Here is a 15,163-nt window from a genome sequence, read left to right on the forward strand (position 1 = left end):
CAATCTCTTTTTTGTTTCAATTACTTCCACCAAATCCAAGTCCAAAGGTAATTTCGTACATTTCGAGGAGTAATGCGAATGAAGCGTTCACCGTCAAAGAAGCAATTTAAATTTGGAAGTGCTTCATCTGGATTTTCTGGAACAAAGGTGACGATGTTTTCGTTACTTGTAACGGTTACTGTAATTGGTGGGTCGGTAGGCGAGACTTGAAGTTGTAACGAAATATTGGCCGTATTTTTAAAGGGATTATTAACAGGGGGGCTTATCACTTGTACTGTGAATAACACGATAATTGTTTCGTTTTGTTCCAAATTAGTAGCGACTAGGAAACCGATATTCGGATTCGCTAGTGGAGAGCGTTCACCGTTAATAAAGACAGTGCCATTTATAAATTGTAAACCTGCTGGAATAGTATCTTGTAACGAAATATTTGAGAGTGAAATTTCAGAAGTATTTGTAATGCGTACCGTGTAATCAAAATATTGATTTAAATAAGCTGAGCTGACGGAAGCATTTTTCGTGACTGTTGCAGTTATAAATTGAACTGGTATACGAACGATATTTGAATTAACAATGAAAGTAATAATTGGATCCTGTGGTGTCAACTGAAAAGCAGCGGTAACTGTTGCAGAATTTATAATTGTACTGTTTGAAGGAATAGAAGTTGCGAGAACTTGAAATGTTATAGTTGCTACTTTACCTGCAAATAAAGAACCAATATTAATACCAGTGTCTGGACGAACATTTGGAACGGGAGTGCCGTTAATGGTTACGCTGTTTTCTATAAATGTTGTACCAGCTGGAATTGTGTCTATAACAGAAGTACTGATTGTAGGAATTGGGGAATGATTGAATACCGCTAATGTGAATGTAATGATATCTCCTATAACGACAATAGATTTGTCAGCTGTTTTTTCAATGCGAACCATCGGATCAATAACTGTCGTTGTAACGGTATTTGTTTGTTTTGTAATTGTAATAGGTGGTTTTGTTGGATCAATGATAACGGTATAGGAAACAGAAGCATCATTATTAATTGTAGATTGAAGAGTAGAAGAAGATATTGTCACTTGGAACGTAATAATAACAAATTCATTAGGAGCAAGATTTCCTAACGTAATACCATTTTCAGGATTCTCATTAGGCTGATTGATTCCGTTAATCGTAACACTACCAGCAACAAAAGTCGTATCTATTGGTACGGCGTCTATGGCAAGAAGGTCTTCAATCGTTACATTACCGCTATTCGTAATCGTAATTGTATACGTTAAAGTTTGACCAGGTAAGGCGTTTGTTACATCAGCAGACTTAAAAGCAATGACATTATCATTTTGGACAGTAGTTTTGACAGTATTTGTTGTAGTCGTATTTGTAACAGGTACGTTATTTGGGTTGACTATATAGTTAAAAGTAGTAATTGCGTTGTTGTTTAGTTCATTTGGTGTTGGAATAGAAGTCACAGTTACTTGGAATGAAACGATAGCATCTCCACCAATAGTTATAGTACCAATTGGTATGCCGCTTACTGGATTCACTCCTGGAAGAGTTTCTCCGTTTACAATGACGCTATTTTCTATAAACGTAGTACCTTGAGGAATAATATCTTGAATGATTACATCATTTACTGCAACATTACCGGTTTGATTTAGTGTAATCGTATACGTTAACGTATCACCAACCGTTGCAAATGCAAGGTCAACAGCTTTATTACTATTCAAATTCGCATGATTAATTTCTGTTAAAGCAGCTGATGAAATAATAGTTTCGGTAATAGGTGGTCGATTTGGTACCGTGTATTCATATTCAATTGTACTCGTGTTAGAGATTGGATTTGTTTGTGGAATCGAAGTAACCCGTACTTGGAATAGAATGGTTGCTGTCGTATTAGGCGGAATGTTATCAATTTGTATACCGTTAAGTGGATTGTCATTTGGCCGAGCGTTGCCATTCACGATAACACTATTCTCTATAAAGCTCGTATTTGCTGGGATGATATCTGTAACAATAATGTTTTCTACTTGTATATTCCCATTGTTTGTAATGGAAATAGTGTAAGGGATAATAGTTTGTAGGTCAGCATATTGGATAGGTGTTGTTTTTGTCGCAATTACATTAGCAGAAATAACTTCAGTGAAGGTAATATTGCTAGTGGATATTTGTTCTTCCACGTTTATTGTATAACGAGAAGTTGATTGATTTTGAACATGGCCGCTAGCAGGAAGAGCTACGACGGTAACAGAAAATGTGACTGGGATAGAAATATTAGGAGCAATCGTTCCTACAAGTATACCTGCACTTGGGTTGGCATTAAGCTGAGGAATGTTATTTACTAAAACGCTACCGTCAATAAAGGTTGTTCCATTAGGAATATTGTCTGTAAATACAACAGCAGTGGCATCCGTATTCCCTGTATTCGTTAAAGTTGTTGTATAAGTTAAAATGTCACCAATCGTTACAGAGGTTAAATCAACAGTTTTAAGTGAAACGATGTCAGCATCATTAATTTGAACAAAAGTAGTATTGGAAGTAGTAGATTTTTGAATTGGTGCAAAGTCAGGATTGAAAATAAAGTCGTAGACGACGTTTGCAGTATTAGGTGTTGGATTTACAGCAGGTAAATTCGTAACGGAAACTTGGAATGTTATTGTAGCCATTTGACCTGCTGCGACATTAGGAATGGAAAAGCCGATATTCGGATCTGCTGCAGGAAGTACAGTATTATTAACTACTACACTTCCTGGAATAAATACTGTTCCATCCGCTATAGTATCTGTAAAAAAGATGGAGTTAGTTGTAGCCGATCCATTATTTTGAATGAATACTGTATATTCAATGGTTTCATCAATGTTAGCTAATACAGTATTAGTGGACTTTGTAGCAATAAGAATAGCATCAATAAATTGTATGTTTGTAGCATTGGAAGAGGTCGTTTCTGAAATTGGTGGTGTGCTTGGGTCTGGTCGATACTCATAGTGAATGACGGCGATATTATTAATGTTATTTTGTGGCGGTATAGAGACTACGCTTACTTGGAACGTAACGATAATCGTATTATTTGGAAGAATTATATCAAGATTGATACCTGTAATTGGATTTTCGTTAAGTCTTGGTACGCCATCTACAAGAATGCTATTTGGAACGAATGTGGTGCCAGAAGCAATTGCGTCAAGTAGGAGAGTATTTGTAATAGGTATTGTACCAGCGTTTGTAACTGCGACTGTATATGTGATGATTTGACCGATACGTGTAATGGATCTGTTAGCGGATTTAATTGCACTAACATTTGCCGTCCGCACTTCAGTATTTACTGCATTTGATAACGATCTACGCTGAATAATTTGAGAACTAGGGTCAATTTGGTATTCGTACGAGGTGTCTGAAATATTAATGACTACATTGCCAACTGGTATATTTGTAAGTTGTACTTGGAATGAAATAGTGACTGTTTCATTTGGTTGTATCGTGCCGAGAGTTACTCCGTTTTCAGGATTAGCGCCAGGCTGAATTACATTATTTATTGCTAAGCTATCTTCAATAAATATAGTACCTTCTGGAATGTTATCAATGAACACGGTATTGTTAGCTGGAACGGTTCCTATATTTTGTAGTGTATTTGTGTAGGTAATAATTTGCCCGATTGATGCGAAAGTTATATCCGCGCTTTTAACAGAAATAATATTTGCGTTTTGAAGTGATGTTGTAACAATGTTAGAATTTGCAGAGCGATTCACTGGTGGGGCTGTAGGGATACTTACATATTGGTAAGTTGCTGAAGATTGATTTACAATTTCGGTTTCAGTAGGTGGATTATTTGTTTGCACTTGAAATAGTATCGTTTTGGAACTGTTAGCTGGAATTGTTCCAATCGGTATTCCGTTTTCAGGATTTACACCTGGCTGAAGGACACCGTTAATTGTGACACTATCGGGAACAAATGTAGTCCCAGCTGGGATAGAATCTGTGAAAACAATATTTATTGCGTCAACATTACCGATATTTTTCACTTCAGAAATATAAAGTATAGTTCCGCCAATATCTACAGTTGTTGGATTGGATGTTTTTGTAATTGTCAATTGTGCTTGCACGAAATTTGTAATGACGATATTACTAGTAGATGTTTCAGTAATAGGCGATTGCCCTGGGTCTGGTTGGATTGTATATGTTGTATTGGATTGATTTGTAATCGATTCTCGCGAGAATGAATCTTTAATAAGAATTTGGAACGAAATAAGGTGAGTAGCGTTTGCTGCTAAGGTAGGTAAAGTAACACCTACATTTGGATTGGCACCAAGTATAGTTGTTCCATTAAGTGTAAAACTATTTTCTACGAATGTAGTATCTTGGGGAATCGTATCTGAAAATATGAGATTCGTAGCTGGAATATTTCCGGTATTTTCTAGTGTTATTGTGTAAGTCAAAATATCACCTGTTGTTGTTTGAGGTGCATTGACTGCTTTTAAAGAAAGGATAGTTGCATCCGAAATTTGTGTGAAAGCAGGATTAGACGTAATTGTTCGAGAGATGATAGGAGCAGTTGGATCGGCGATAAAAGTATAGTCAATACGGGCTGTATTAGAAATTGGGTTCACGCTTGGTATAGATTGAACGATAACCTGGAATGTTACAGTGACGATTTCTGACGGTGTGATGGAGTTTAATGGTATTCCTACGTTAGGATCGGCACCTGGAACAGAAACACCACTAATGGTAACGCTATTCGGAATAAATGCAGTTCCTTCTGGGACCAAATCTGTTAAAGTAACTGTATTTGCAGTAGTATTTCCGTTATTTTGAACGACTACTGTGTAAGTGATTGTACCGTCAGTAGATTGTACGAGAGAATCTGTACTTTTAATTACGGATAACGATGCATCAACAACAGCTGTATTAACCGTATTAGACGAGGATGTTGCTGTAACAGGAGGTTGACTTGGATCGACAATATACGTGTAACTTGTAAGTGCTTGATTTATAATCGCTCCTTGCGGTGGAATAGAACTTGCAAGAAATTGGAACGTAATAGTAGCGGAATCACCTGGTGCGATAATACCAACTGGAATACCGAGAGTTGGACTTGCATCTGGAAGTGAAATCCCGTTGAGCGTAACACTATTTGGAACAAATAATGCTCCTTCAGGAACTCCGTTAATGAGTAATACAGAGTTTGCAGGGAAGTTTCCAGTATTCGTTAATGTTGCTGTATACGTAATTACATCCCCGATAGATACAATTGAACGATTTGCTTGTAAAACAGTTGTAACAGTCGCATTATTAATTTGTGTTGAAGCGCTATTAGAATTTATCGTGCCTGTAACAGGAGGAGAGGCCGGATCAACGATGAATGCGTATTGAATAGATGCTACGTTTGTAATCGGATTTGAAGGTGGAGTAGATGTAACTATGACTTGGAAAGTAACGGTTAAGGAACTACCTGCGCTAACTGTTCCGATATTCACTCCGTTATTTGGATTTGCGCCTGGAATGGTACTTCCATTTACAGCAAAACTATTTTCAACAAAGGTCGTTCCAGTTGGAACTGGGTCTGAGAAATTTACATTCGTAGCGTTTGTATTGCCGTTATTTTGAATCGAAACTGTATAAGTGATCGTATCTCCAATATTTGCAAAGGCTGTATTAGCAGTTTTTACAGCTGAAAGTATGGCTGTATTAATAGAAGTAACGAAGACATTCGTTTCCACATTGCCAGGCTGAGCCAGTAATGCATTGCCTACGTTATATTGGAAGTTAACAAATCCTAAGTTTTGGAGTTCAGGTGTGAACGTTGTTGGATTACTTACGATTTGTACTTGGAATATGATTGTAACAGTTTGATTTGGACTGATTGTATTTATGCCAACACCGTTAATAATCGAAGCGGATGGTAATGGAGTGCCATCAACAATAACTGATCCTGCAACAAATTGTGTCCACGATGGTAAAGGGTCTGAGAATATAGCGTTGTTAGCAGGAATATTGCCTGTGTTCGTAATAGTCGTTGTATACGTAATCGTATCACCAATCGTTGCAAAAGTTTTATCTCCTATTTTAATAGTATTTAAAATAGCACTTTCAATTTTTGTTGTAACGTTGTTAGAAATAATATTTTTTGAAACTGGAGGATTAGCTGGATTAACGATATGTTGAAAGCTAACGCTAGCTTGATTAGTAATTGGATTTATAGGCGGAATTTCATTGGCGATAATGTGAAATGCTACGATGACAGATTCGTTTGGCGCGATATCACCGATTGGAACGCCTGTAATGATATCTGCATTTGGGATGCTAGTTCCGTTCAGTGTAAAGCTATTCGGTTCAAAGGAAGTTCCGTCTGGAATAAGGTCGGTAAAAATAACATTCGTTGCACTCACATTTCCGCTATTTGTAATTGTAACGGTGTAGGTAATATCCTGCCCGATATCTACCGTAGATACATTTGAATTTTTTTGTGCAGTAAGGATAGCGCTATTAATTTGTGTTGTCGTTGTATTAGATTGATTGGAAGTTGTAATAGGTGGCTGGCTAGGATCAACGACATAATGATATGTGGTAGAAGCAGAGTTAGAAATGGGATTAAGTGTTGGAAGTGTAATAACAGTTGCTTGGAATGTAACGATTGCCGTATTACCACCATTAATGGAACCAATATTTACACCAGTTGATAAATCGGCGTTTGGAATGGTTTGCCCATTAGCTGTGAAACTATTTGGAACGAAACTTAAATTGCTATCAAGAATATCGATAATAGTTACATCAGTTGCGGTCACATTCCCGGTATTAGGAAGGTTAAGTGTAAATGTTATTGTATTACCAACATCCGCAAAAGTAAGATTTGCTGTTTTGGTGCTAATAATAGTTGCGTTGTTTATTTGAAGGAGTGTAGTGTTGGAAGTAGCTGCACTTGAAACGGGAGGATTAACAGGATCAACAGTAAATTCATACGTCGTTGATGCTTTATTTGGTGCTGGGTTACTAGGGGGAATATTGTTTACTGTAACTTGAAAGACGATGCTATATATTTCATTTGGTGGAAGTGTTGCAAGTAATACACCTGTATTTGGATCCGCGTTAGGTTGTAAAACGCCATCGACAGTTAATGTGTTAGGAACAAATGTGAGTCCACTTGGTAATGCATCTGTGAATACAATATTAGTTGCATCGGTATTGCCTACATTGGTAATAGAAGTAGTATAAAAAGCAGTTTGCCCGATATCTGCAAAGGATACACTTTCATTTTTGGTCATAGATAATATGGCTTCTTTAATTTGGGTTGAAACAGGATTGCTAATTGAAGTTTCTGCTTCAGGTGGTGAGACTAATTGATACGATGTTGATGAGAAATTTACAATTGGGTTTGCGGTTGGTAATGATGTTACAGTAACTTGGAACGAAACTGTTACTGTAGTCCCGGCTGTTATTGTCCCAATATTCACACCGTTCGATGGATCCGCCCCGCTTTGAGGAACTCCATTAATAGAAAATGTGTTTGCAATAAATGTAGTGACGCTTGGTACGGTATCTGTAAATATAACATTTTGTGCGGATGAGTTTCCATTGTTTGTTAAAACGACAGTATAAGTGAGTGTGTCTCCAATACGACTAAAGGATTTATCGACTTGTTTTAATGAAAGAATGTTAGCTGTATTAATCGTAGTAAACACTGTGTTTGAAGTAACGTTTCTTGAAACAATAGGTGCATTGGGATCAGCGATAAATGTGTAAGAAGCAGTAGCGGAATTGGCAATAGGATTTTGAACAGGGGTAGAAGTAGCGGTCACTTGAAATGCTATAGATATTGAGCTGTTAGGGGCAATTGATCCAATCGTTATGCCTGTATTAGGATTCAATCCAATTTGTGTGAGTCCATTTATTGTAACGCTATCAGTAATAAATGTTGTACCATTTGGTATAAGATCCGTGAAAGTAATATTAGTTGCATTTGTATTACCGTTATTCGTTAAAATTGTCGTATAGGTTATGGTATCGCCTAGTGTTACAAGGGTTTGATCGACCGATTTTACCATCGTTATCATAGCATCTAATACAGGATTTGTAGCAATATTCGTAGAAGTAGAGGTAGTAGCAGGAGCGCTGTTTGGATCAACAGTATAAGAATATAAAATTGTGTCATTACCCATAATTGAACTGGAAGGGGAAACGGAAATAACATTTACTTGGAAAGTAACAGTTACCGTTTCACCAGGAGCGATATTTGGTATATTTACTCCAAGTGCTGGTTGCGCACCAGACTGCTGAACGCTATTTATTGTGACTGAATTTGGTATAAAGGTAGTGTTAGCTGGAATAGCGCTTGTGAAAGTAATATTCGTTGCGGCTGTATTTCCGGTATTTCTAATAGTAGTTGTATACGTAATCGTATCTCCAACTGAAACTATAGATTTATCAGCACTCTTTTTTGTTGTTAAAATTGCACTATTAATAGTTGTCGAAACCGTATTAGATACATTCGTTTGCGATACGGCAGGTTGGCTAGGATCGACCACATGTGCAAATTGTACAGAGCTAGAATTAGAAATTGGATTTATACTTGGAATGTTTGTAACAAGTACGTTAAGAGTAATCACGGCCGTTCCATTTGGGTTTATATTTCCAATCTGAATTCCGTTAGCTGGATTTCCGATTTGCTGTGTACCAGAATCGTTTGTAAGAGTGCCAGATATGAATGTCGTTCCATCAGGTAAAGTATCCGTAAAAATTATATTTTGTGAAGTGACATTTCCAGGGTTACTTAATGTAATTGTATAAGAAATTGTATCGCCAATTGTTGCGAAAGTTTTATTTACAGATTTGATTGCCACAATTTCCCCAGAATTTATTTGTGTCGAAACCGGATTGGACGTCGTACTTCTTGAAACGAGTGGTAAGTTTGGACCTGTCATAAATTGATAATTAATGGAAGCGCTGTTTACAACCGGTGAGTTTGGTCCGCCTGGTCCAATTGTGAAAATTGGATTTGGAATGCTAACTACTTGCACACGGAAGGTAACGTTTATAAAATCTCCAGCAATAATATCCCCAATCGGTATCCCATTCGCTGGATTTACTCCAGGCAATAAAACTCCGCCTACTCGAACGCTATCTTCTATAAATACTGTGTTATTTGGAATCGGATCTGTAAAAATGATATTCGTAGCAGTTGCGTTTCCTATATTATCTAATAAAACAGTATACGTTAAAAATGAATTTCCAGGTGCTACGTCAGAAAATAGTCGATCTACACTTTTCGTTGCTTGAATAATCGCTTCGTTAATTTGAACTAAAGTTGGATTACTTGTAGCTGTTTCTATCACCGGCGGCTGGGTAGGATCAATAATGATCGAGTATGTTGTGCTAGATTGGTTCAAAGTTGGGTTTGTAGCTGGTATTGAGCCAACGATAGCTTGAAAGCTAATTGTTGTCGTTCCTCCAACTGGAATTGAGTCTAAAGAGATTCCGCTATCTGGTCTAAATCCAAGTTGTGGGATTGTATTAATTTGTACGCTATCAGGAACGAATGAAAGTTCAGGTGGTAATATATCGATAAAAACAGGTGTGTTTGCTGAAGTATTTCCGCTATTGGTGAGGATAGTTGTATACGTAATTGTATCTCCAACAGCAGCAAAAGCACTGCTTGCAGTTTTTGTTGCGATAACGGAAGCAGTATTTACTTGTGTAAAAGTTTTATTAGATTGAACTGTTCGTGAAACTGGCGGTTCATTTATATCTACAATAAAGCTATATTGAAGCGATGATTTGTTCGGGATTGGATTCGGGTTTGGAAGTGTTGTAATGTTTACTTGAAAACTGAGTGTAGCAGATGCATTTGAATTCAAGTTACCAATATTGATACCGTTTTGTGGATTTGCATTAGTAATAGTTGTTCCATTTACCGTAAAACTATTTGGAATAAACGTTGTACCATTTGGAATTACATCTGTAAAAATAACATTGTTTGCGGTAGTATTACCGGAATTAGTAATGGTAGAAGTGAAAGTAAGTGTATCTCCAATAGTAGCGAATGTTGAATTGACAGTTTTATTTATAGAAAGAGTAGCATCAATAATTGGAGTAACCGTTGTATTCGTAATTGTACTATTGACGGCAGGTGATTGGTTGGGATTCACGGTATATTCATAATTTACAAGAGCATTATTTGTTAATGTGCCACTAGGTGGTATCGCTAAAATTTGTGCTTGAAAAGTAATAAATACAGTATCCCCTGGCGAAATATCTGCCAAGTGAATACCAAGTGATGGATCTAATCCTGGTTGTGGGACATTATTGATCGTTACGGAGTTTTGGATAAATGAAGCTCCTGCACCAAGCCCATCCGTTAAAACAGTCGCACTAGCAGGAGTATTACCTGTATTTGTTACTGCAATCGTATAGGTAACGATATCGCCAATTGCAGCTGTCGGTGTATTCACAGACTTAGTAGCGACAATAGTAGCGTTATTAATTTGAGTTGTTATTACGTTACTTAACGTATTGGCGGATGCTGGAGGTAAGTTAGGATCTACGACGTACTGGTACGTTGTATTGCTTTGGTTCGGGAGTGGATTTGGATTCGGGATAGAATTTACTTGTACTTGGAACGAGATGAGCGTATTTGCATTCGGATTTATTGGATCAATGACAATTCCACTTGCTGGATTTACATTAGGCAGTGTATTCCCGTTTACAGTAACACTATTAGCAATAAATGATGTCCCGTTTGGAATTACATCTGTAAATATTACATTTGATGCAAGTGTGTTCCCGTTATTCGTTAAAGTAGTCGTGTACGTAATAATATCATTTACGTTAGCAAACTGTTTATCTGCAGATTTAGTAGCGGCAATTGAGGCGTTATTAATAGTTGTCTGTACAGTGTTAGAAGCAACCATCTGCATCACAGCAGGTTTGGATGGATCATACGTATATTGGAATGTTGTGCCTGATTGATTTGTAATTGGATTTACAGCAGGGATAGTTGGTACAAAAACTTGGAATGCAACGGTGCGTGATGAATTCGCTCCTATCGTACCAATTGAAATGCCGGTAGCAGGATTTGCGTTAGCTACAGGGACATTATTAATCGTTACAGTATTAGGAATGAAGGGGGTACCCGCTGGAATGATATCTGTAAACGTTACATTAGCAGCAGGGATATTCCCGTTATTTGTTAAAATAGTCGCATATAGTATGACATCACCAACATCAGCGAAGTTTGTACTCGTTAGTTTTGTAGCAACGATATTAGCAGTATTAATTTGTGTAGTTACTATATTGCTAGCAGCGTTTCTAACAAGAGCAGGTAAATTTGGATCAGCGATAAAGCTATATTGAAGTGAAGCGCTGTTTTGAATTGGGTTTGGTGAAGGTAGCCCATTTGCACTTATTTGAAAAACAATCGTTGTAAAACCACCTGAAGGAATGGAGCCGACTTGAAGACCGGTACTAGGGTCTGCACCTAGTTGTAAAGCACCACCTATAAAAATACTATTTGGTACGATTGTGGTGCCATTAGGGATTATATCGGTAAAAATAACATTATTTGCTATAGTATTTCCAAGATTAGCTAAAGAAATTGTATATGTGATTGGTTGCCCGACATCGGCGATAGTTAAATCTACTTCTTTGACAATCACTACATTTGCTAAATTAATTTGTGTACTTACAGTGTTACTTACAGATGTTTCTACAGTTGGTGGATCGCCCGGATTTAGAATAAAACTATACTGTGTACTAGATGAATTTATCGTTGGGTTTTGTATTGGTAAAGAGGTGACGGTTACTTGATAAGAGACGGTAAGTGAGCCGTTAGCAGCAATGGAAGGTAGTGGAACACCTATATTTGGATCTGCGTTATTTTGGAGTACACCATTAATAAGAAAAGTGTTTGGAATAAAGGTAGTACCGTCTGGATTCGTATCTACGAAAGTAGGACTATCAGCAGAAACACTTCCTGCATTCGTCAAAGTAACAGTATAAGTTAATATATCCCCTACGGTAGCGAACGCTCGATCCACTGTTTTGGCTGAAATGACATTTGCATCGTTTACTTGAGTAAATGTAGTGGTTGAAGTAGTGTTCTTACTTACAGGTGAAGCGTTTGGATCAACAATAAAGTTATAGGAGATGGAAGCGCTATTTGAAATAGGGTTTGGATTTGGAATGCTAGTTATTACTACTTGGAATGAAGCTGTAATTGTAGTATTAGCATTGATGCTACCAATATTGATGCTAGCTGGTGTAACGCCTGGTTGAGTAACACCGTTAACTATAACGCTATTTGGTACAAAGACGGTTCCATTCGCAATTGAATCGGATAGTAATACATTGTTCGCTGCAACATTCCCATCGTTAGTAAGAGCGAAGGTGTAAGTTAATACATCGCCAACTTCCGCAAACGTTTTATCTACAGATTTATTAGCATGGAGATTTGCTAGTCTAATTGTTGATGTAACAGAATTAGAATTTGCTGTCTTTGAAGTCGGTGGCAAATTTGGATTTACAGTATATAGATAAGAAGCGAAGGCATTATTAATGATAGGATTTTGGGTTGTAATATTGATGACTGTTACTTGGAAAGAAAGGGTAAAAGTAGCCCCGCCAGGAATTGTGCCGATAGGTAAAGCGACGAGAGAATCTACATTTTGCAAAACTCCGTTTAGTGTTACAGTACCAGGAGTTAATATCGTTCCATTTGGAAGTGGGTCTGTTAGTTGAACGTTATTAGCGGCCGTATTTCCACTGTTTGTAATAAGGATTGTATAACTTATCGTTTCGCCAATTGTGGCAAATTGTTTGTTAGTTGATTTTGTTAATGTTACATTCGCATTGTTAATTTGAGTGGAAACGAGATTAGAAGAAATGTTTTTTGTAACGGGTGATTGGCTAGGGTTGACGGTATATTGATAAGAAGCACTTGATCCGTTAGATACGACATTTGACGCGGGTATTGTATTTACTACTACTTGAAATGCAACATTTTTTGTTGTGCCGCTTGGGATGGATCCAATATTCACGCCGTTAGCGGGATTTGCGCCCACTTGTGTCGTGCCATCTATTGTTAAACTGTTTAGAACGAAAGTTGTTCCAGTAGGGATGACATCTGTAAAAATAACATTGTTCGCATTTGTATTACCTGTAGCTGTAAAGGAAACGGTGTACGTTAGTGTATCACCAATATCTGCAAAATTTTTATCTACTGCTTTCGTCATTGTTACAGTAGCATTATTCACTTGAGTGGAGACAATATTTGTCTTATCAGTCCCACTTACTGCTGGTTGATTTGGTACAGGAATGTATTGATATGTTGTTGTTCCACTATTTAATATTGGGTTTGTTTGAGGGATAGAAGGAACGAGTACTTGGAATGAAATAGTAGTAGTGGAATTTGCGGCAATTGACCCAATTGATATACCATTAGCGGGATTTGCGCCAGCTTGAGTAACTCCGTTCACAGTTACACTCCCTGGAATGAAAGTAGTCCCGCTAGGAATCGGATCCGTATATATCACATTCGTTGCAGCGATATTTCCTATATTAGCTAAGGTAATACTGTAAGTTAATGTTTCACCAATATCGGTAAAAAGTTTGTTAACTGATTTTGTTCCATTAATATCTGCGAGGTTAATTTGTGTTCCAGCAGAGTTGCTTGTTGCAAGACCATTAAAAGTTGTTCCTCCGGCGATTGGTGTATATTGAAATGTAATATTAGCAGTGTTAGAGATAGGATTTTGACTTGGAAGAGAAACGACAGTAGCTTGGAAAGTTACTGTACGAGAAGCACCATTATTAATTGTTCCAAGAGATATACCAGCCGCAGGATTTGCATTTGTTTGTGGTACGTTATCTACTGTTACAGTGCCGGGTATAAAAGAAGTACCGCTAGGGAGACTATCTATAAAAATAGCGTTATTGGCAGGAAGAAGCCCGGTGTTAGGGATAGTAACTGTATAAGTGAGAATATCTCCAATTGCAGCAACACTTTTATTCACGCTTTTCGTCGCTTGTATATTTGGTGAGTTTATATTAATTTGTAAGCCTACTGTATTTAACATATATGCGTCTCCGTTAGTAGTTAAACGGATTGCGGCGGATACTTGTGAGTTTGTTAAATAAGGAGAAATATCAATGGAAGTAATGTCCCAGCCCTGTCTTCCTGCGGAGATGTTTGTACTTGTAGAAGCACTTTGATTTCGCGTTCCGAATGTCCCTGTTGTATCTAAGTTTCCTGCAGCATTATTAACTTGAGAACCGAAGAAATTATTTATAGCATTGTTTGGTCCAGATAAAGCATTTAATGAACTGAAATTTGGTCCAAATAAAGCTTGATCCCCGGTTAAATCTGCATCTCCTTCGGTAGAACTTAAAAATAATCTCCCGCTTACTGGTCCTCCTGAAGGTGTTAAAAATCCAGAAACAGATACATCGGCACTACCAGTTTCTGCAGAAACACGGTTACCAGCTACATAAATGGTTAAGTTTCTTGCAGGTAAGGAACCATTTTGATAAGCGACAATGAGCGTCCATCCAGAAGAATTGATAGCCCCATTAGAAGCATCTAAAGGATCAACAAGTCCAGGGACAGAGCCGGTTGTATAAGAGCCAGATCCAGCAGCTTGAACGAGGGATGTTACATCTGCAGATCGTGTATAGAATCCAAATGTGACAGATCCAGAAACGAAAGTTTGATTTGAAGCTGTAATAGCCGAAGGGGTAATTGAGTATGTTGACACAGGTGTTGTGAAAGAAACAGGATTCCCTAAAATACTCGTAATGTTTTGATCACGAGATAAATAGTTTCCACCCCAAACGAGTTCTGCGTAAAGAATAGTACTACCAGCAGGGATATTTAAAATAGCGGTAGAACTATTTTGTGTATAGTTTAACGTTGTACCTGCAGGAAAAGTAGGTACTTGTAAAGCAGTATTCGTAGTTACGAATGCACCAATTGCACCGATTGTACCAGCACGGTTTTGATTGCTAATTTTACTTAAGCCTAAAGTATTACCTGTAATAGCGAGTGCGCCGTTAGTGGTGGTAGAAAATCGATTCGTAATGGGCATGTTGTCACCTCATTTACAATATAGTCTTGGTCAAAATAACATATGTGTGTGACAAATAAAGCGAAACATGTACAAGTTGATTTCGTAATAATGATTTAAATGTCTAGATA

General features: G+C 37.5%; 1 protein-coding gene. It reads right to left on the bottom strand.

Annotation, left to right across the window (positions count from 1 at the left end; all coding sequences use genetic code 11):
• Positions 1 to 20: 20 nt before the first annotated feature.
• Positions 21 to 15,053 carry a DUF11 domain-containing protein gene (locus ES895_RS05775; RefSeq protein WP_135238187.1) on the bottom strand — a complete coding sequence of 5,011 codons (15,033 nt, stop codon included), beginning with the start codon at positions 15,051 to 15,053 and terminating at the stop codon, positions 21 to 23.
• Positions 15,054 to 15,163 lie beyond the last annotated feature (110 nt).

Source organism: Bacillus sp. 007/AIA-02/001, from assembly GCF_004634455.1.
GTDB classification, from domain to species: Bacteria; Bacillota; Bacilli; order Bacillales; family Bacillaceae_G; genus Bacillus_A; species Bacillus_A cereus.

Bases quoted from the DNA above. Each gene is read 5' to 3' on its own strand.
- ES895_RS05775 (WP_135238187.1), bottom strand. From the start codon at position 15,053: ATGCCCATTACGAATCGATTTTCTACCACCACTAACGGCGCACTCGCT.